Here is a 20,239-nt window from a genome sequence, read left to right on the forward strand (position 1 = left end):
CGCTATGAGCATTGTGGAAGTTAAAGTCCCGGATATCGGGGACTTCAAGGAAGTTGAAGTCATCGAGCTGATGGTGAAGGTGGGCGATACGATCAAGGTTGACCAGTCGCTGATTACCGTTGAATCGGATAAGGCATCGATGGAGATTCCATCGTCCGCCGCCGGCGTGATCAAGGAAATCAAGGTCAAGGTGGGCGACAAGGTTGCCGAAGGTTCGCTGCTGCTGATGGTGGAGGCCGATGGCGCCGCCGCTGCGGCTCCAGCGCCTGCTGCTGCACCTGCCGCTGCCGCGCCGGCGCCTGCCGCTGCGGCCCCGGCACCGGCTGCGGCGCCCGCCGCACCGGCCGCATCCTCCGGCCCCGTGGAAGTCAAAGTACCGGATATCGGCGACTTCAAGGAAGTCGAAGTCATCGAAGTGATGGTCAAGGTTGGCGACACCATCGCCAAGGACCAGTCGCTGGTGACAGTGGAATCGGACAAGGCATCGATGGAGATTCCATCGTCGCACGCCGGCGTGGTGAAAGAGATCAAGATCAAGGTCGGCGACAAGGTCGCTGAAGGTTCGGTGGTGCTGATCGTGGACGCGGCTGCCGGTTCCGCTGCACCTGCGCCGAGCGCACCGGCCGCTGCGCCGGCGCCTGCAGCATCTGCGCCAGCCCCTGCGCCGGCTCCGGCCGCCGCAGCACCTGCGCCTGCTGCTGCATCTGCTCCTGCGGTCAGCGGCAAGGCTGCCCACGCATCGCCATCCGTGCGCAAGTTCGCGCGCGAACTGGGCGTGGATGTGGGCCGCGTGCCGGGCACCGGCCCGAAAGGCCGCATCACCCAGCAGGATGTGCAGAACTTCGTCAAGGGCGTGATGTCCGGCGCGGTGGCATCGCCAGCGGGCGCCTCGGCTCCTGCGGGCGGCGGCGCGGGCCTGAACCTGCTGCCGTGGCCATCGCTGGACTTCAGCAAGTTCGGCGAAACCGAGCTGCAGCCGCTGCCGCGCATCAAGAAGATCTCCGGCCCGAACCTGCACCGCAACTGGGTCATGATCCCGCACGTTACGCAGTTCGAAGACGCGGACATCACCGAGCTGGAAGAGTTCCGTGTGGCCTCCAACGCGGCCAACGCGAAGAACAAGGATGCAGTCAAGCTGACCATGCTGGCCTTCGTCATCAAGGCATCGGTCGCCGCGCTGAAGAAATACCCGTCGTTCAACTCCTCGCTGGACGAGAAGGGCGAGAACCTGATTCTCAAGAAGTTCTACAACATCGGCTTCGCAGCCGATACGCCGAACGGCCTGGTGGTCCCGGTCATCAAGAATGCGGACCAGAAGAGCGTGACGCAGATCGCCAAGGAAATGACGGAACTGTCGCTGCAGGCGCGCGAAGGCAAACTGAAGCCGACCGACATGCAGGGCGCAACCTTCACCATCTCCTCGCTGGGCGGCATTGGCGGCACCCACTTCACGCCTATCGTGAATGCGCCTGAAGTAGCGATCCTGGGCCTGTCCAAGGCCTCCATGAAGCCAGTCTGGGACGGCAAGCAGTTCGCGCCGCGCCTGATGATGACGCTGTCGCTGTCCTACGACCACCGCGTGGTCGATGGCGCGTCCGGCGCACGCTTCGCCGTGTATCTGGCCGACGTGCTGGCCGATATGCGCAAGATCCTGCTGTAAGGAGAGCGCCATGACCGTAGACGTAAAAGTACCGAATATCGGCGACTTCAAGGAAGTGGAAGTCATCGAACTGATGGTGAAAGTCGGCGACACCATCAAGGTGGACCAGTCCATCGCGACCGTGGAGTCGGACAAGGCCTCGATGGAAATTCCATCGACCCATGCAGGCGTGATCAAGGAACTCAAGATCAAGGTCGGCGACAAGGTCTCCGAAGGCACCTCCATGCTGGTGATCGAGGAAAGCGCCGGCGCCGCGGCGCCTGCTCCTGCGCCGGCGCCGGCTGCCGCAGCACCGGCTCCAGCACCCGCACCGGCAGCGCCGGCTGCCGCGCCAACGGCCGGCGGCTACAGCGGCCAGGTGGACGTGCAGTGCGACATGATGGTGCTGGGCTCGGGCCCGGGCGGCTACTCGGCAGCGTTCCGCGCCGCGGACCTCGGCATGAATACCGTGCTGGTGGAGCGCTATTCCGTGCTGGGCGGCGTGTGCCTGAACGTGGGCTGCATCCCGTCCAAGGCGCTGCTGCACCTGGCGGCCGTCATCGACGAAACGGCAACCATGGGCAAGCATGGCGTGAAATTTGCCAAGCCTGAAGTCGATATCGACGAAGTGCGCAAGTACAAGGAAAGCGTCATCGGTAAAATGACCGGCGGTCTGTCCGGCATGGCCAAAGCACGCAAAGTGAATGTGGTGCAGGGCGTTGGCCAGTTCATCAGCCCGAACCATATCGAAGTCACCGCTGCCGATGGCTCGAAGAAGGTGGTGCAGTTCAAGCAGGCCATTATCGCCGCCGGTTCCTCGGTGGTGAAACTGCCGTTCGTGCCGGAAGATCCGCGCATTGTGGACTCCACCGGCGCGCTGGAACTGCGCCAGATCCCGAAGCGCATGCTGGTGATCGGCGGCGGCATTATCGGCCTCGAAATGGCAACCGTGTACTCCACCTTCGGCGCGCGCATCGACGTGGTCGAGATGATGGATGGCCTGATGCAGGGCGCGGACCGCGATGCCGTGAAGATCTGGCAAAAGTTCAACGCCCACCGCTTCGATAACATCATGACCAAGACCAAGACCGTTGCGGTCGAGGCGCTGAAAGAAGGCATCAAGGTCACTTTCGAAGCCGCGGAAGCGGGCGCCACCGCCCCAGCGCCGCAGGTCTACGACATGGTGCTGGTGGCCGTGGGCCGCAGCCCGAACGGCAAGAAGATCTCGGCCGACAAGGCCGGTGTTGTGGTGACGGACCGCGGGTTCATCCCGGTCGACAGCCAGATGCGCACCAACGTGCCGCATATCTTCGCCATCGGCGACCTTGTGGGCCAGCCGATGCTGGCGCACAAGGCGGTGCACGAAGGCCACGTGGCAGCGGAAGCAGCCGCCGGCGAGAAGTCGCACTTCGATGTCAAGTTGATCCCATCGGTGGCGTACACCGATCCGGAAGTAGCATGGGTTGGCGTGACGGAAGACGAAGCGAAAGCCAAGGGCATCAAGGTCGAGAAAGGCCACTTCCCATGGGCCGCCAGCGGCCGCGCCGTGGCCAATGGCCGGGATGAGGGCTTCACCAAGCTGCTGTTCGACGCTGAAACGCACCGCATCATCGGCGGCACCATCGTCGGCACGCACGCCGGCGACATGATCGGAGAGATCGCACTGGCGATCGAGATGGGCGCCGACGGCACCGACATCGGCAAGACGATCCACCCGCACCCGACGCTGGGCGAATCGATCGGCATGGCCGCCGAAGTCTACGAAGGCGTCTGTACCGACCTTCCGCCGCCGCGCAAGCGCTAAGGCAAAAGCCCCGCAGCAGCGGGGCTTTTTTTATTTGCGTGTGTAGTGCTGAACCAGGGCGCGGTTCGTTGGCAGGTCCGCCACCGCACGCTTCGACACCTCCGCGATCATGCGGAACTCCTTCTGCGCCGCCCCCATCTGCGCATACGCACGCGGGTTGTGGATCTCGGTGCGGAACTCCATCCCATACAGAACGTACTGCCAGCTCGATGGCGGATACATTTCCAGGTCCGTGATGAAATCCAGCTGGTGCGGCGGCCGGCAGCGCCACATGGCGAGCTTCTCGCGCAGCGTTTCGGGAATCGTTGAAGGATTCACATTGTCGGTCCAGAAGCTGTTGTCGGTGCGTTTGGTGAGGCAGTAGTGCAGCTTCACAAAATCCACGATCTTTTCGTAGCGCGCCTTCATCTGTTCATTGAACTGCTTCGCTACCGGCGCCACGTCGCCGTTGAAGGGGAAGAGGTAGCTCACCAGGTAGGTGGCCGCTTCAATCAGCCCGATACCTGACGATTCAAGCGGCTCCAGGAAGCCGCCTGAGAGCCCGATCGCCACGCAATTCTTGACCCACTGCGTGTCCCGGTAGCCCACGTTCAGCTTGAGCAGGCGCGGATCGCGGCCTTCGCTCGCCTTGCCGATATAGTTGCGCAGCACCTGTTCGGCGCGCGTTTCATCCGTATGGCGGCTGGAGAACACATAGCCCACGCCGCGCCGTTCATGCAGGCCGATATCCCAGGTCCAACCCGCTTCATGCGCGGTGGAGATGGTATACGAAGCAATCGGCGCATCCGGGGAGTCATACGGCACCTGCATCGCCATCGCGCGGTCCACGAACAGCGTGTCGTTGATATTGCGGAAGGGCGAACCCAGCGCCTCGCCGATCAGGCGCGCACGGAAGCCCGTGCAGTCGATATACAGGCCGGCCGTGAGCTTGCCGCTTTCCCGCGTCGTCACCGAGGCGATGGCGCCGTCTTCGGCCAGCTCCACGCTGTCCACCGTCGCCTCGATGCGCTTTACCCCCAGCGACTGCGCGTGCGTGCAGAGCAGGGCTGCGAAGCTGCCAGCGTCAAAGTGATAGGCGTAGTTCAGCGGCCCCATATAGTCGGCATCGCCCGGCCGCTTCGGCGCATGGCGCGCGTCGGCCACGGCCTTCTGCAACGTTGCCGCTTCGGCGAAAGGCGTGCTGCCTGCTGCGCCCAGCAGCCAGTAGGGCAGCAGTTCGGGGCCACCTGGCCGCTGGCTCGGCTGGCTGAAAGGATGGAAGTAGCTTTGCTGGCCCGGCGTGCCAGCAGGCCGCACCCAGTTCGCGAAATGCACGCCCTGCTTGAAGGTCGCATTGCATTCGCGGATGAAGCGCGCTTCATCGATCCCGATCACCGACAGCGTGCCGCGGATGGAAGGGAAGGTGCCTTCGCCCACGCCGATAATGCCGATCTCTTTCGACTCCACCAGCGTAATGCCGATGCTGTCGCCCAGCGTGCGGCGCAGGAAGCAGGCAGCCAGCCAGCCGGCCGTGCCGCCGCCCACGATCAGCACATCCTGAACAGGTTTCATATCGGGTCTCCGTTATTCTTTTTGTAAAAAAGCTGCAACATTACAAAATTTAGTTTGACACATTGAGAACGTTTTCATTACTATGAAAACGGTTTCAAGTAGCAAGAAATTTTTTTAACTGTGTTTGAAAACGTTTTCAGAGCAGATGTTATCACTACTGGTGAGTCCGGTGGTGAATAACGCAAAAAGGAGACTTATATGATTCGCACCCCCCGGACCCGCTTGCAGGGTTCGCCGATCCAGCTCGCCGTTTTTACCCTGCTGGCTTCCATGAATACCGCCTACGCGCAGAATGCCGCTGCGCCGGCCGGAGCTCAGGCAGAAGTAATCCCTGAAGTCTATGTAACGGCCACCAAGCGCAGCACCTCGCTGCAGAAAACCCCGGTCGCCGTGACCGCCATCAGCGCCGCCGCGCTGGACGATCACCATGTGCAGACCATCCAGGACATCGTGAACCTGGTGCCGGGCTTCCAGGCCACCACCCAGGGCGACCACGGCGTGATCACGATGACGCTGCGCGGCATCGGCAACGACAGCGCAAAAACCGAATACGCCGATCCGGAAGTCGCCACTTTCGTTGACGGCATCTACTCGCCGCGTCCTGAAGGCGCCACCACGCTGCTGTTCGACCTGGAAGGCATTGAAGTGCTGCGCGGCCCGCAAGGCACGCTGTGGGGCCGCAACTCCACCGTCGGTGCAGTAAATATGCAGACCGTGAAGCCAACGCTGGGCAGCAGCTCCGGCTTCCTGGAAGGCGGCATGGGCAACTATGCGCGCATGGGCGTGCGCGGCGCCGTGAACATTCCGATCTCCGAGAAGGCGGCACTGCGCGTGGCCTACGTGCACGAGCAGCACGACGGCTATGTTGATTACCAGACCCCGCCGAACATCCCGCTGGCGCAGCAGCAGGCTGCCGCCGCGCCTGTTATCGCTGCATGGAATGCTGCCAACCCGACGCGTCCTATCGGCTTCCAGCCGATCAATACTTCGCTGTTCGTCCAGAACGGGAAGAAATATAACGCGCAGGACCAGAGCGCAGTGCGCCTGAGCCTCTTGTGGGAGATCGCCCCGGACCTGCACTGGAACCTGTCCTATGAGCGCTACATGGACCGCGGCACGCCGGGCATGAACCTGATGCAGACGCCGCGTCCAGGCCAGGACCTGTGGTCGGCGCTGGTCGACACGGCGCCGTCGCTGAAGCGTGATTCGAACTCCGTGCGCAGCCGTGTGGACTGGGCGATCAACAAGGACATCAGCCTGGCCTACATCGCCGGCTGGTCCTCGTACCGCGGCTCCTCCACCTATGACCAGGATGGCGGCGCAGTCCTGCCAACCAGCTTCACTACCGGCGGCAACCACCAGGCCGACGATACCGTGTGGTCGAAGTACAAGAGCTACAGCCACGAGGTGGAACTGCAGTCGACCGGCAAGCGCGATGTGGACTGGCTGCTCGGCCTGTACTACGCGGCGGAAGACAACGGCATCCGCTTCGACATCCCTATCATGAACGGCACCAAGCAGGGCACCGTGGGCTGGCAGGGCTCCTTCATCCAGCCGAAAGAGACGGTGGACTCCTCCGCCATCTTCGGCCAGACCACCTGGAACGTGAGCGACCAGCTGCACCTGACCGGCGGCCTGCGCTACACCCACGACAAGCGCGAGAACATCGGCGGCACCGGCAATGGCTGGGCCTACAATCCGGCCGTGCCGCAACTGCCGATCAATCCAAGTGTGAATCCCTTCGATCCGGCTTCCGGCTTCAAGACCGACACCAACAACAGCGGCTCCTTCAGCGGCAGTAAGGTAACCGGCCTGCTGCGCGTGAACTACGACGTCTCGCCGACCTCGATGATTTACGCCAGCGTGTCCACCGGCTACAAGTCGGGCGGCCTGCAGGATGGCGGCAAACCATACGGCGCCGAAACGCTGACCAACTACGAAGCGGGCAGCAAGAGCACCTTCCTGAACGGCGCCGTGCGCATGAACAACGCCCTGTACTACCAGAAGTTCAAGGGCTTCCAGTTCAGCGCTCCGGTGACGAATCCGGACGGCAGCCACAGCCTGTCCACCTTCAATGCTGAAGGCGCGAAGGTATGGGGCCTGGAAAGCGAGATTGCGGCGCGCATCACGCCGGCAGACCGCGTGCAGGTGACGGCGGCATACACCAATGCGGAACTGGGCACCCTGGTGGGCGGCAGTAACGACTACCAGCTGCCGGCATGCCCGATCTCGGGCATCACCAACTGCCTCGATGTGACCGGCAACACCATGCCGCACGCGCCGAAGTTCAGCACCCAGATCGTGTACTCGCACATGTTCCAGCTGTCCGCCGGTAAACTGACGCCGCGCATCAGCACCCACTATGAAACCGCGAGCTGGCTGAGCGTGTTCAACCTGGGCGATCCTGACCGCCAGAAGGCCTACACGCGCACTGACCTCGGCCTGCGTTACGACGCGGACAAGAAGTGGTATGTGGACCTGTTCGTGCGCAACGTCGGCGACAAGAACATCAAGACCAGCGCGCAGAATCCGCAAGGCGTGTGGCAGGCGCAGTACCTGCCGCCGCGCACCTTCGGCTTCAACGCAGGCTACACGTTCTAAGCAGAGTTCTCAGTCCCTTCACGCCCCGGTACCGCAAGGTCCGGGGTTTTTTTTGCTCCTGGATGGCCCGATCAGCGCTGCGCCTTATTCCGCTCGATGTCGCCAACCAGTGCCTCCATCTCGGCGATTTCCCTGCGTTGCGTGGCGATGATGCCGTCGGCCAGTTTGCGTACGCGAGGATCGCTGATGCGGGCACGTTCGCTGGTCATGATGGCGATCGAGTGGTGGGGGATCATGGCGCGCATGAACGAGACATCGTCCACGGTGCGCTGGCTGCGGACCAGCCATAGCGAGCCTGCGAATACAATCGCCGCCGCCATGAAGATTGCCAGGTTGCGCTGCCGGTTCTGGTACATGCGCAGCATGAATGCGAGCATGATGGCGGCCATGGCGGCGCCCATGAGCAATGCCATCCAAAAACGCGTCTGGCTGAAGTGGATGTGCGCGGCCTCGTAGGTGTTCAGGAACATCAACGCATACATCGCCACGGTCGAGCAGAAAATCATCAGCGCAAAGCGTCCATAGCTTGCCATACGGCCTCCCCGATAGTCATACCGATAAAGGCGCCAGCCTACAGGCAATACGCGAATGGCGGCGCATGGCGCCGCCAGGAGTCAGGCTTCCTTGTGGTGGAAGGGGGCGAACCAGGTGACGAGGAAGGAGGGGATGGTGGCGGCCATCACGAACCAGAAGTAGTTCACGTAGCCGAGCAGCTGCTGCAGGTGGCCGCTGACGAGGCCCGTCACCATCATGCACATGCCCATCAGGCCGGTGCCGAAGGCGTAGTGGGTGGTAGTGTATTTGCCCGGCGCGAGCTGCTGCATCAGGTAGATCATGAAGCCCACGGAGCCGAAGCCGAAGAAGAATTTTTCGATGGCGACGCCGGCGCTGATCACCACCAGGTTGGTGGGCTGCGCCAGCGCCATCAGCAGGAAGGTCACGTTCGGAATGTTCACCGCGCAGCACAGCAGGAACAGCGTCGGCTTCAGGCCGCGCTTCGCCACGAACAGGCCGCCCAGCAGGGAGCCAAGCAGCACGGCCACCAGGCCATAAGTGCCGTACACGATGCCGAGCAGTTCGTTCGACAGGCCAAGACCGCCTTTCTCCACCGGGTCCACCATGAAGAAGGGGCCGATCTTTTCCAGCAGGCCGATGGAGAGCCGGAACAGGAAGGCGAAACCGATCATCAGCCACACGTCGCGTTTCTGGAAGAAGGTGATGAAGGAGTCCTTCAGGATGAACCACGCTTCGCCGATGGAGGAGGGCGCATTCTCGGCGCGCGCACCGTCCGGCATCATCTTCGTATGCCACAGGGCCAGCACCAGCGTCAGCGCCGCCACGATGAAGAAGATCACGCGCCAGGCATCGATCCACTCCGGGCCGAATACTTTCGGGTCATGGTGGAAGTAGTTGGTGTGCAGCCAGCCGCTCAGGTAGACAAGGCCGCCGGAAGCGACAATAGGGCCGATATTCCAGCTCAGGCTCTGGATGCCGCAATACAGCGACTGCGAGCGTGCATCGAGCGCCGTGACGTACACGCCATCGGCCGCGATGTCCTGCGTGGCGCCGATGAAGGACAGCACCGTGAACAGGAACACCAGCATGACCATATAGCCCGGCAGCGACATCGCCAGCGCCACGCCCGCAAAGCCCAGCGCAATGGTGAACTGCGCGCACAGCACGAAGAACTTCTTGGTGCGGTACATCTCCACCAGCGGCGCAAACAGCGGCTTGATGGTGTAGGCCAGGATCAGGTAGCTCGCATATTCCGCCGCCTTGCCGTTGTCCATGCCGAGGTTCTTGAACATGATGGCGGTGACGCTGGTGAGCATCACATAGGCCAGCGCCATGGTGAAGTAGCCGGTGGGAACCCATAGCAGCGGGCTGGCGCGGCGGCCAGCCACGGGAGCGGCCGCTGCACGGGCCTCGGATTGCATTGCTGCGTCGGTGGACATGCTGTCTCCTTGATGCGTTGTTCGAGTAGCCCGGCTATGCTGCCGGGTCAGTGCTGTTCGGTTCAGGCCTTGCGCTGTGCGTCGATCAGGCCGCGGTACCACAGCGCGCTGTCCTTCAGCGTGCGCTGCTGCGTTTCGTAGTCCACATGCACGATGCCGAAGCGCTTGGCGTAGCCGGAGTTCCATTCGAAATTATCCAGCAGCGACCACAGGAAATAACCATCCACTTTCACGCCCTGATGCATGGCCTCCTGCAGCGCGGCCAGGTGGCGCGTGACGAAGTCGATGCGCTGCGCGTCGTGCACGCGGCCGTCCACCACTGCGTCGCGGTTCGCCATGCCATTTTCCGTGATGTAGACCGGCGGCAGGTCGTAATCCTTGTTCAGCTTGAGCAGCAGCTCCGTCAGGCCTTGCGGATAGATCTCCCAGCCCATGTCGGTCACGCCCAGTGCGGCCGCCGGTGCGCGCGGCGGCACCTCGGCGCTGCAGAAGGCGCGGAAGTAGTAATTGCAACCGAGGAAATCGATCGGCTGCCGGATATCATTGAAATCGTTGTCATGGATGACGGGCGCATTGGCGCCGTGGGCTTTCAGGGCCAGCTCCGGGTAACGGCCCTTGAAGATCGGGTCCATGAACCATTCCACCGAGCGCGAGTATTCGAACGCTGCGAGCTCGCGGTCGGCCTGGCTGTCGGTGGCCGGGTGGGCGGTCCACTGGTTCAGCACGATACCCAGTTTGGCGCTGCTGCCAACCTTGCGCATGGCCTGCATGGCCAGGCCGTGCGACAGAAGCAGGTGGTGCGACACCTGGATCGACTGCCTGAGATCGGCCACGCCGGGTGCGAACTGCGCATTGCCGTAGCCGAGATTGGCCGTGCACCAGGGTTCATTGTGCGTTGCAATCGTTTTCACGCGATTGCCGAAGCGGCGCGCCACTTCCGCCGCGTATTCGGCGAATTGCTTTGCGGTATCGCGGTTCAGCCAGCCGCCTTCGTCCTGCAGCGCCTGCGGCAGATCCCAGTGGTAGAGGGTGACGTGGGCGTCGATGTTCTTTGCAGCAAGTTCCGTCAGCAGCCGGTCATAGAAGGCGAAACCGGCTTCGTTCCAGGCGCCTTTGCCGGCCGGCTGCACGCGCGACCAGGCGATCGAAAAGCGGTAGGCATCCACATGCAGGCCGGCCATCAGCGCCACGTCTTCGGCATAGCGGTGGTAATGGTCGCAGGCTACGTCGCCGGTGCCGCCGTCGATGATCTTGCCGGGAGTGTGGCTGAAGGTGTCCCAGATGGACGGGCCTTTCCCGTCGGCGCTGGCGCCGCCTTCGATCTGGAAGGCGCTGGTGGCCACGCCCCAGATAAAGTCGGCCGGAAACTGCTGGATTTCGCTCATTGTACTTGTCGTCGATATAGGTTTGAAAACGATTTCATAATCGTCCGAGCATTAGACAGCAAGCTCTCGGCGGTGTCAATTACTGATGTGCGGGGAAGGGCGGCCGCGGGCGCGGGCCGCCGCGGAGGCGGGCTCAGCCCTGGGTCAGCTTGTCGAAGTTCTGTTCGTAGTCGCGCAGGTTGTCAGCCAGCATTTTGTCGAACTGGCCCTTGAAGTGGGCAATGCCTTCTTCCTGGATGGCGCGGAACTGCTCCACGTTCTCCGCATTGCGCGCCAGCAGGTGGGCATTGAAGCGGGCGGCGGCGAACAGCAGAGCGGCGGCGGCCAAGCTCGGTGTGGCGCCGCTGTCGCGGCCTTCCTGATTGGTGTGGTTGATCAGGGAATTGCTCAGTTGCCAGAACAGCTGGTCTTCCTTATTCTCTTGCTCGCTCATCTATTACTTTCTTATCGGTCCGGCACCATGCCGGGGAGGGGCCATGCTGCCATGAACGGGAAAATGCCGCAAGGGTGGTTCGGGCAATAAAAAACCGGGCGGCGCCCGGTTCTGGAGTCAGTTAGCGACGAAGCGCGAGGGAATTTCGATACCGCCTTCGTTGGCCGCGTTCGCATATTCCCGCAGCTCATTGATTGCAAGATCCAGCTGTTCCTTGCTCGGATTCGCCTGGAAACCGCGGATGCGTTCATTCAGCGACGCCACTTTTTTGCTCCACTCGAGCCGATCCATCTTGCTCATGCTGCCCTCCCTACAAAATTATTCTTGAGGGAATCAGTATCCGGCAGCCGGGGCTCGCGCTCCGTGCGCTATCGCACATACCGCAGGGCAGCTATTTCAGTACCCCGCGCAGGAAGAGGTCGATGGCAATGTCGATGCTCGGACGGTCGATTTCGGTATCGACTTCGGCCACATCGAACAGGTAGCGCTTGAGGGGATCGCCCGTGAGGCAATTGATCAGGTGCACGGACAGCTGGTGTGCTTCAAGGTCCTCGCGCAGCTGGCTCCTGATGTCCAGACGGTCAAAATAACGGCTCAGCATTTCGCGGGTCTGGCGCGGGCCGCCGTCGAAGAAAGCGCGCGCCAGTTCCGGGCTGGTGTGCGCTTCCGCAATCACCATGCGGTGCAGGTTGACGACCGCCTGCGAAGTCAGCAGCTTATTGAAGCGATGGCCGAAGTCGAGCAGCACTTCGCGCATTGGGCGCTGGCTGGAGGCCAGGTCTTCCATCGAGGAAAAATAGTGTTCGCGCCCGCGCAGCAGGATGGCCTTGAACAGGCCGTCCTTGCCGCCGAACTTCACATAGATGGTGCGCACCGCCACGCGGGCCTCGCGCGCAATCATTTCCAGGCTGACCTTGTTGTAGCCCTTGGCCATGAACAGACGGGCTGCCACCTCGACCAGTTCCTGCACGCGCGCCTCGGCCTCGCTGGCCTTGGGGCGGCCGGCGGGTTTAGGGCACATGGGGCAGAGCTCGTCGAGCTGCTCGTCTGACATAAGGTTTGGTTCCGGACAAAAGGAAAAGGCTAACAGAAGGCCTCAGTTTATTCCACTCAAAAATGAAATGCAATCGTTTCATTTCTTGACTTTGCGGATTTTGTGGCTAATAATGCTCCGAACCAATTTCATTTCATGGAGCGTCGCATGTCCACCCAAGAACAAAAACTTGCCGCCGTACCGCCTGCCATCCCGGCAGCCCAAGCCAAGCGTCCGCCGAACCGCAAGGTGCTGGTGGGGGCGGGCGTGATTGCGCTGGCCGCGCTGATTGCCGGCGGCCGCATGTGGTACCGCAGCCATTACTTCGTGGAAACTGAGAACGCCTATGTGGCGGGCCATGTGCACCCGGTGTCGGCCCGCGTGTCGGGCGTGGTCACGAAAGTGCTGATCGACGACAACCAGCTGGTGAAGGCGGGCGATGTAATCGCCGAGCTGGATCCGGTCGACCAGCAGCTCAAGGTGGAACAGATCCGTGCCCAGATCGCGAGCGCCCAGCAGCAGGTGCTGCAGGCCGAAGCGCAGGTAGCGCAGGTCAATGCGCAGGCCAGCGCCGCAGCGGCGCAGGTGAAGCAGGCGGAAGCCCTGCAAGTGCGCGCCAATCAGGACGCCGAACGGTACAGCCAGCTGTACACGGCGCAGATGAAGGCGGTCTCGAAGGCGGAGCTGGATGCCGCCAATGCGGGCCGCGCCAGCGCCGCGGCCGATGTAGCGGCGCGCAAGGACAGCGCCGCTGCCGCCAAGGCGCAGATCACGGCCGCCGCGTCGGCACGCGATGTGCTGAAGGCCCAGATCGAGGTGCTGAAGGTGCAGCTGAAGGACGCCGAACAGCAGCAGGCCTATAACCGCATCGTGGCGCCGGTGGCGGGCCGCATCGGCAAGCGCAGCGTGGAAGTGGGCCAGCGCGTGCAGCCGGGCCAGCAGCTGACGGCCATCGTGCAGGACAACGTCTGGGTCACTGCCAACTTCAAGGAAACCCAGCTGGCCGATATGCATGTGGGCCAGCCGGTGCGCATCAGCGTGGATGCGTTGCCGGGCAAGGAACTGGTGGGCCGCGTGGACAGCTTCTCGCCGGCGTCGGGCGCGCAGTTCGCGCTGCTGCCGGCCGATAACGCGACCGGCAACTTCACCAAGATCGTGCAGCGCGTGCCAGTGAAGATCACGCTGAAGCCGGAAGACCTGAAAGCCTACAGCGGCCGCCTGGTGCCGGGCATGTCGGTGATTGCCGAAGTCGGCATCAAAGAGCAGGCAGCCCGCTAAGGAGCGCTCGCCATGAGCACAACACAAACGCTCCCCGGCACGGCCGGCGCGGCGGTCCCCGCGCGCACCTGGATTGCGGTGGCGGCCGGCATGCTGGGCGCCTTCATGGCGGTGCTGGACATCCAGATCACCAACTCTTCGCTGCGCGATATCCTCGGCAGCCTGTCGGCTACGCAGGAAGAGGGCTCGTGGATCTCCACCGCCTACCTGGTGGCCGAGATCATCGTGATCCCGATGACGGCGCTGCTGACGCGCGTGTTCGGCATGCGCGGCTACATGATGGGCACCACCGGCCTGTTCCTCGTGTTCTCCACGCTGTGCGGCTTTGCGTGGAACCTGGAAAGCATGATCGTGTTCCGCATGATGCAGGGCTTCACCGGCGGCGCGCTGATTCCAATGGCGATGACGCTGGTGATGGCCAAGCTGCCGCCGTCGAAGCGCGCAACCGGCATGGCCATCTTCGGCCTTACCGCCACGCTGGCGCCGGCCATGGGCCCGACCTTGGGCGGCTACCTGAGCGAGCTGTATGGCTGGCCTTCCATTTTCTATATCAACTGGGTGCCAGGCCTGCTGCTGATGGCGGGCATCGCCTATGGCCTCGATGAAGAAAAGCCGCAGTGGGCGCTGCTGCGCGATGCGGACTGGCTGGGCATCGGCCTGATGGCGCTGGGCCTGGGCTGCCTTACCATCTTCCTGGAAGAAGGCAACAGCAAGGACTGGTTCGACTCCGGCTTCATCATCACCTTCGCCGCGCTGTCGCTGGTGGGGCTGCTGGGCTGGGTGGTGACGAGCGCCATGCGCGCCAACCCCTTCGTGAACCTGGGGCTGTACGGCCAGCGCAACTTCCTGGTGGCGACGGCGCTGTCGGCGGTGATGGGCATGGGGCTGTACGGCTCATCCTTCCTGCTGCCGCTGTTCCTGGGGCAGATTGCGGGCTACTCGCCGATGCAGATCGGTGAAGTCATCATGTGGGTGGGCCTGCCGCAGCTGTTCATCATGCCCTTCGTGGCGCGGCTGTCGTCGAAGGTCGATAACCGGCTGCTGTGCACCATCGGCCTGCTGCTGTTCGGCGGCTCCTGCCTGATGAATGCCTTCATGGACGCCAGCACGGGTTACGACCAGCTGATGCTGTCGCAGGTGGTGCGTGCAATGGGGCAGCCCTTCGTGATGCTCACGCTGTCCAACTTCGCGATGAACGGCGTGCCGCCGAAGGACATGCCGTCCGCATCGAGCCTGTTCAACATGACGCGCAACCTGGGGGGCTCCATCGGCATCGCGCTGCTGGCGACGACGCTCACGCAGCGCGAGCACTTCCATTCGGCGCGCCTGGGTGAATCGATCACTGGCTTCTCGCTGGCGGTGCAGCAGCGGCTGGACTCGATGACGGCAGCTTTCGTGGGGCAGGGCATCGACCCCGTGAGCGCGGCGGACAAGGCGCTGAAAGCGATCGACGGCATCGTGCGCCGCGAATCCTTCGTGATGGCCTACAACGACGGCTTCCTGATCGTGGGCGTGTTCCTGCTGGCCTGTATCCCGGTCCTGTGGCTGTCGGACAAAGTCAAATCGCCATCCGGTGCCGGTGGCGGCGGTGCGCACCAACAAGAACGAGGTAGGAAAATGATCAATCAACTGAAACGTATTACCCTGGGCGCGGCCGTTACGGCAGCAGTGCTGGCGCTGTCCGCCTGCAGTACCGTCGGCAGCGATTTCAAAGCGCCGCAGAATGTGGCCGACGCAGCGTTCCGGCACCTGCCGCAAGGCGCGGCCAGCGATGCGCGCCTGCCGGCGCAATGGTGGACCGTGTTCGGCGACGAGAAGCTGAACGCGCTGGAGCAGCAGGCGCTGCGCGACAATCCCTCCGTGAAGATTGCGGCCGAACGCATCGTGCAGGCCGAAGCGCAGCTCGGCCTGGCGCGCGCCAACCAGCAGCCGTCGCTGAGCGTGAATGCGGGCGTCTCCAACACCCGCACTTCCGCCAATACCTCGCAGGGCATCGCACTCGGCGGCCGCTCGATCAGCGGCAACAACTTCTCGGTGGGCAGCGCCTTCTCGTATGAGCTGGACCTGCTGGGCCGCGTGCGCCGCGCCGTGGAAGCTGCCGATGCGCAGGCCCTGTCGGCGCAGGCCGACCGCGACGGCGTACTCCTGCTGCTGTCCTCGCAGGTCGCCACCACATACTGGCAGCTGCGCGGACTGGACGCCGAAATGGCCATCCTGCGCGGCGCGCTGGAAACGCGCCGTGAAACCGAAGAACTGGTGAACGCGCGCTTCAACGCCGGCCTGTCGAACGAACTGGATACCTCGCGCGCGCGCATCGAACGCGCCAACGCGCAGGCCGACCTGGAAGAAGTGCAGCGCCAGCGCAACCAGCTGGAACACGGCCTCGCAGTGCTGCTGGGCGCATCGCCATCGTCCACCGTGCTGCAAGCGGCGCAGGCGGCCACGCTGCCGCAGCCGCCATCGATTCCTGTCGGCCTGCCTGCGAGTGTGCTGTCGCACCGTCCGGACCTGGCCAGCAGCGTTGCCCAGCTGCGGGCGGCCAACGCGCAGATCGGCGTGGCCGAAGGCGCCTTCTACCCCTCGCTCAGCCTGACGGGCAATTTCGGCTTCGCATCGGAGAGCCTGGGCGACGTGCTGAAGAGCGGGTCGCGTGCGTTCAGCTTCGGGCCGCTGGCGCTGTCGCTGCCGGTATTCGATGGCGGCCGCAACAAGGCCAACCTGGCGCTGGCGAAATCGCGCTACGAAGAAGCGCTGGCCAACCACCAGAGCAAGCTGCTGACGGCCTTGCGTGAGGTGGAAGACTCGCTGTCCGACGTGCAGCAACGCCAGCAGCAGGCGCAGGTGCAAAGCGTATCGCGCGAGGCGGCGGAACGTGCCTACCTGGTGGCCCGCGCGCGTTATGAGCGTGGCCTGTCCACCTACCTCGACGTCACGGACGCCCAGCGCAGCGCGCTGGCGGCCGACCGCGCCGGCATCCAGATCAGCACCCAGCGCCTGCTCGCCTCGGTCGCCGTCGCCCGCTCCCTCGGCGCCGGCTGGCAATAAAACCTGACACCATGGGGTCAGACCCCCTTTGTCACTCAACAGTCGAAGCGCGCCTGAGTTCGCGACAGAAGGGGCCTGGCCCCATGGTGTCGCGGGCTCAGCTGAAGCGGGTGAGGACGAAGTCGATGAAGGTGGTGAGCTTTGGGGTGGGCTGGCGGTCACGGGAGTAGAGCAGGTGCATGGGGCGCGCGGCGGGGACGTGGTCGCGCAGGATGGGCACGAGGCGGCCTTCGGCGATGTCGCGCGAGAGAATCAGCTCGGCCTGCATCGTGATGCCGAAACCTTCCAGCGCCGCCATCCGCAAGGCGTGCGTGCTGTTGGAACGCAGCCGCGCCGGCGGAAAGGCGCGACCGTCCTTTTCTCCCTTCAGGCGCCAGCGTCCCTGCGCCGACCAGCCGGTGAAGTCCAGGCATTCGTGCTGCGCGAGGTCGGCCGGCACCTGCGGCGTGCCGCGCCGCGCGAGGTAGGAGGGGGCGGCGCAGATCACCATGCCGTAGGGACGCAGCGGCCGCGCAATCATTGTGGAGTCGCCCAGCACGCCGATGCGGATGGCGGCATCGAATCCTTCTTCCACCAGGTCCACCATGCGGTCGTTCAGGCTCAGCTCCACACTGATGTCGGGATACTGCTCAAGATAGCCGGCAATCGCTGGACTCAGCCACTCGGCGCCGAAGGAAACCGGCGCCGATATCTTCAGCTGCCCGCGCGGCGCCCCGCGCAGCGCTTCGGCGCCGCTTTCCGCCGCCTGTACCTGCGCCAGGATAAGGCGGCACTGCTCGGCGTAATGGCGGCCGATTTCCGTCAGCGACTGGCGCCGCGTGGTGCGCGTCAGCAGCGCCGCACCCAGCCGTTCTTCCAGCGAACGGATGTGCTTGCCCACCATCACCGCCGATATCTTGAAGCGTTCCGCCGCCGCCGTGAAGCTGCCCGTGTCGACCACGGCGACGAAAATCTCCATGCCGCGTAGCTTGTCCATTGCTAACCTGTGGTTTGAAATGTTGTTCATCCTAGCTCATTTATTCTTTACGCGCAGGGATAGATACTGGCTCCACTTTCAATTCAAGGAGCCGGACAATGAAGATCGTCGTGATTGGCGCAACGGGCGCTGTGGGCAAGGCAGTGGTGGAGCAGCTCGGGCAGCGCCATGAGATCGTCACAGTGGGCAGCAGCAGCGGCCAGTACCAGGTGCAGTTCGAGGATGAAGCCTCGGTGCGCACCCTGTTCGCACAGTTGGGCAAGGTGGATGCGGTGGTGGTCACTGCAGGCGAGCTGCACTTCGGCCCGCTGCACGAGATGACGCCGGAGCAGTTCCGCAAAGGCCTGAACAGCAAGCTGATGGGCCAGGTCAATGTGGCGCTGCTGGCGCAGGAGTACCTGAACGATGGCGGCTCGATCACGCTCACCAGCGGCATCGTGGGCCAGCAGCCGATCCGCTTCGGCGCCAATGCCAGCACGGTGAACGCGGCGCTGGAAGGCTTTGTGCTCGGCGCAGCGGTGGAGCTGCAGCGCGGCCTGCGCATCAATGTGGTGAGCCCGACGGTGCTGACCGAATCGCTGCCGGTGTATGGGCCTTTCTTCCACGGCTTCGAGCCGGCCGACGGCAAGCGCGTGGCGCTGGCCTACAGCCGCAGCGTAGAGGGCGTGGAGACCGGCAAAACCTACAAAGTCTGGTAAGGACGGGATTACAATGTGGCCTCCTTTCAATCGTTGAGTAAAGGCCATTAATGAAGAATATCCTGTTCCCGGTAGTGCTGGCGATGGCCGGCGCTGCCGCCGCAGCGGCGCCCGCCACCGTTGCCGATCTCGCCAAGATGACCCAGCGCTTTGCGCCCGTTGAACTGAAGGCCGACGCTTCCGGCCTGTCCGCAGGCGACCGCAAGGCCATCGCGAAGCTGATCGAGGCGGCGCAGATTATCGATACGCTGCAGCTGCGCCAGCGCTGGGAAGGCAACGAGGCGCTGTGGGCCGCGCTGCAGAAGGACAGCTCGCCGCTCGGCAAGGCGCGCGCCGAGTACTTCTGGCTGAACAAGGGGCCCTGGTCCATCATCGACGGCAACCAGTCCTTCCTGCCCGCCGAAATCGCGGGCATCAAGGTGCCGGCCAAGAAGCCGGAAGGGGCCAATTTCTATCCCTCGGGCGCATCGAAACAGGCGCTGGAGCAGTGGATCAATGCGCTGCCCGCCAAGGACAAGCAGGATGCGCAGTGGTTCTTCACCACCATCCGCAGCGGCAAGGACGGCAAGTTCAACATCGTCAAATATTCCGATGAATACAAGCCCGAGCTGCAGAAGCTGTCCTCCCTGCTGAAGGAGGCCGCGGCTGCCACCGATAATGCCTCGCTGAAGAAGTTCCTCAACCTGCGCGCGGACGCCTTCCTGTCTAACGACTACCTGGCTTCCGATTTCGCGTGGATGGATCTCGATTCGCTGGTCGACGTCACCATCGGCCCGTACGAGACCTATAACGATGAGCTGTTCGGCTACAAGGCCGCCTTCGAAGCCTACGTGAATATCCGCGACCAGAAGGAAACGAAGAAGCTGGACTTCTTCGCGAAGCACATGCAGGAGCTGGAAGATAACCTGCCGCTGGCCAAGCAGTACCGCAACCCGAAAGTGGGCGCCGTGGCGCCGATGGTGGTGGTGAACCAGGTCTATGGTGCGGGCGACGGCAATATGGGCGTGCAGACCGCTGCCTATAACCTGCCGAACGATGAACGCATCATCAGCCAGCGCGGTTCCAAGCGCGTGATGCTGAAGAACGTGCAGGAAGCGAAGTTCAAGGCCACGCTGACGCCGATCTCGAAACTGGTGCTGCGCGCACAGGACCAGAAGGACGTCGATTTCAACTCCTTCTTCACCCACATCCTCGCGCACGAGATCACGCACGGCCTCGGCCCGCACATCACGAAGGTGAACGGCAAGGAGTCCACGCCGCGCCAGGACCTGAAGGAAACCTATTCCACCATCGAAGAGGCGAAGGCCGACGTCACCGGCCTGTATGCGCTGATGTACATGATGGAGAAGGGCCAGCTGAAGGACACGCTGGGCCAGGGCGAAGCGGCGGAACGCAAGCTGCATATCACCTTCCTCGCCTCCGCTTTCCGCACCCTGCATTTCGGCCTCACCGATTCGCATGCACGCGGCATGGCGATCCAGGTGAACTACCTGCTCGACAAGGGCGGCTTCGTGTCGCATGGCGACGGTACCTTCTCGGTCGATTTCAAGAAGATCCGCCAGGCCGTGATGGACCTGGACCGCGACTTCCTCACCATCCAGGCCACCGGCGATTATGCTGCCGCCAAACAGATGATGGACAAGTACGTCGTTATCCGCCCGGATGTGCAGAAGGCGCTGGACAAGATGAAGTCGGTACCGAACGATATCCGTCCATCTTTCCCTACGGCAAAATCGCTGCTGGCCAAGTAAACATGCGGCTCGCGAAAGGGAATTGTTTCCCTTTCGCAACCTAACTATTGGAGTAGAGCAAGACTATATCTTTCGTGGTAACGTGTTCCC

At 63.1% G+C, this 20,239-nt stretch carries 15 protein-coding genes and 1 pseudogene; 8 read left to right on the forward strand and 8 right to left on the reverse strand.

All coding sequences use genetic code 11. The features are described 5' to 3' along the window. Nucleotides 1-4: 4 nt before the first annotated feature. Both aceF and lpdA read left to right on the forward strand, forming a co-directional pair. Complete coding sequence (gene aceF / locus ACJRPG_RS02285; protein WP_407998425.1) at nucleotides 5-1,660, forward strand: dihydrolipoyllysine-residue acetyltransferase; 1,656 nt, start codon at nucleotides 5-7, stop codon at nucleotides 1,658-1,660. Between the two features lie 10 nt (nucleotides 1,661-1,670). Beyond that, nucleotides 1,671-3,443 carry a dihydrolipoyl dehydrogenase gene (lpdA, locus tag ACJRPG_RS02290; protein ID WP_407998426.1) on the forward strand — a complete coding sequence of 591 codons (1,773 nt, stop codon included), beginning with the start codon at nucleotides 1,671-1,673 and terminating at the stop codon, nucleotides 3,441-3,443. A gap of 30 nt (nucleotides 3,444-3,473) precedes the next feature. On the opposite strand, the gene ACJRPG_RS02295 is transcribed toward lpdA, so the two are convergent. Next, nucleotides 3,474-4,994: a tryptophan halogenase family protein gene (locus tag ACJRPG_RS02295; RefSeq protein WP_407998427.1), complete on the reverse strand. Its 1,521-nt coding sequence runs from the start codon at nucleotides 4,992-4,994 to the stop codon at nucleotides 3,474-3,476. Between the two features lie 198 nt (nucleotides 4,995-5,192). Between ACJRPG_RS02295 and ACJRPG_RS02300 the strand changes: the two genes are divergently transcribed. Then, nucleotides 5,193-7,595 (forward strand): TonB-dependent receptor, encoded by a 2,403-nt coding sequence (locus tag ACJRPG_RS02300; RefSeq protein WP_407998428.1) that lies wholly within the window; start codon nucleotides 5,193-5,195, stop codon nucleotides 7,593-7,595. Nucleotides 7,596-7,666: 71 nt separating this feature from the next. Here ACJRPG_RS02300 and ACJRPG_RS02305 read toward each other — a convergent pair whose 3' ends face one another. The 6 genes from ACJRPG_RS02305 to ACJRPG_RS02330 all read right to left on the reverse strand — a co-directional run bounded on the left by ACJRPG_RS02305 (nucleotide 7,667) and on the right by ACJRPG_RS02330 (nucleotide 12,422). Beyond that, nucleotides 7,667-8,128 (reverse strand): DUF305 domain-containing protein, encoded by a 462-nt coding sequence (locus ACJRPG_RS02305; RefSeq protein WP_407998429.1) that lies wholly within the window; start codon nucleotides 8,126-8,128, stop codon nucleotides 7,667-7,669. Nucleotides 8,129-8,209: 81 nt separating this feature from the next. Continuing rightward, complete coding sequence (locus tag ACJRPG_RS02310) at nucleotides 8,210-9,532, reverse strand: MFS transporter (protein ID WP_407998663.1); 1,323 nt, start codon at nucleotides 9,530-9,532, stop codon at nucleotides 8,210-8,212. A gap of 80 nt (nucleotides 9,533-9,612) precedes the next feature. Then, entirely contained in the window at nucleotides 9,613-10,935 is a 1,323-nt protein-coding gene (locus ACJRPG_RS02315) for a GH1 family beta-glucosidase (RefSeq protein ID WP_407998430.1), read from the reverse strand. 133 nt (nucleotides 10,936-11,068) lie between these two features. Beyond that, a complete protein-coding gene (locus ACJRPG_RS02320; RefSeq protein ID WP_407998431.1) occupies nucleotides 11,069-11,368 on the reverse strand; it encodes a DUF3144 domain-containing protein in 300 nt (99 codons plus the stop codon). A gap of 117 nt (nucleotides 11,369-11,485) precedes the next feature. Further along, on the reverse strand, nucleotides 11,486-11,668 hold the full coding sequence (locus ACJRPG_RS02325) for a hypothetical protein (RefSeq protein WP_407998432.1): 183 nt from the start codon (nucleotides 11,666-11,668) through the stop codon (nucleotides 11,486-11,488). A gap of 91 nt (nucleotides 11,669-11,759) precedes the next feature. After that, nucleotides 11,760-12,422: a TetR/AcrR family transcriptional regulator gene (locus ACJRPG_RS02330; RefSeq protein ID WP_407998433.1), complete on the reverse strand. Its 663-nt coding sequence runs from the start codon at nucleotides 12,420-12,422 to the stop codon at nucleotides 11,760-11,762. 147 nt (nucleotides 12,423-12,569) lie between these two features. On the opposite strand from ACJRPG_RS02330, the gene ACJRPG_RS02335 reads away from it, so the two are divergent. The 3 genes and pseudogenes from ACJRPG_RS02335 to ACJRPG_RS02345 all read left to right on the forward strand — a co-directional run bounded on the left by ACJRPG_RS02335 (nucleotide 12,570) and on the right by ACJRPG_RS02345 (nucleotide 16,724). After that, nucleotides 12,570-13,679, forward strand: a complete 1,110-nt coding sequence (locus tag ACJRPG_RS02335) for an HlyD family secretion protein (protein WP_407998434.1) — start codon at nucleotides 12,570-12,572, stop codon at nucleotides 13,677-13,679. A gap of 12 nt (nucleotides 13,680-13,691) precedes the next feature. Then, nucleotides 13,692-15,275 (forward strand): annotated as a pseudogene (locus ACJRPG_RS02340) (DHA2 family efflux MFS transporter permease subunit); the annotation flags it as partial. A gap of 21 nt (nucleotides 15,276-15,296) precedes the next feature. Continuing rightward, entirely contained in the window at nucleotides 15,297-16,724 is a 1,428-nt protein-coding gene (locus ACJRPG_RS02345) for an efflux transporter outer membrane subunit (protein WP_407998664.1), read from the forward strand. A gap of 97 nt (nucleotides 16,725-16,821) precedes the next feature. Here ACJRPG_RS02345 and ACJRPG_RS02350 read toward each other — a convergent pair whose 3' ends face one another. Beyond that, entirely contained in the window at nucleotides 16,822-17,700 is an 879-nt protein-coding gene (locus ACJRPG_RS02350) for a LysR family transcriptional regulator (protein WP_407998435.1), read from the reverse strand. A 98-nt stretch (nucleotides 17,701-17,798) separates the two neighbouring features. On the opposite strand from ACJRPG_RS02350, the gene ACJRPG_RS02355 reads away from it, so the two are divergent. Beyond that, nucleotides 17,799-18,398 (forward strand): short chain dehydrogenase, encoded by a 600-nt coding sequence (locus ACJRPG_RS02355; RefSeq protein WP_407998436.1) that lies wholly within the window; start codon nucleotides 17,799-17,801, stop codon nucleotides 18,396-18,398. Nucleotides 18,399-18,448: 50 nt separating this feature from the next. Continuing rightward, nucleotides 18,449-20,149 carry a dipeptidyl-peptidase 3 family protein gene (locus tag ACJRPG_RS02360; RefSeq protein ID WP_407998437.1) on the forward strand — a complete coding sequence of 567 codons (1,701 nt, stop codon included), beginning with the start codon at nucleotides 18,449-18,451 and terminating at the stop codon, nucleotides 20,147-20,149. Nucleotides 20,150-20,239: the final 90 nt, after the last annotated feature.

It is taken from the genome of Pseudoduganella rhizocola (assembly GCF_045984285.3).
Lineage (GTDB): Bacteria > Pseudomonadota > Gammaproteobacteria > Burkholderiales > Burkholderiaceae_D > Rugamonas.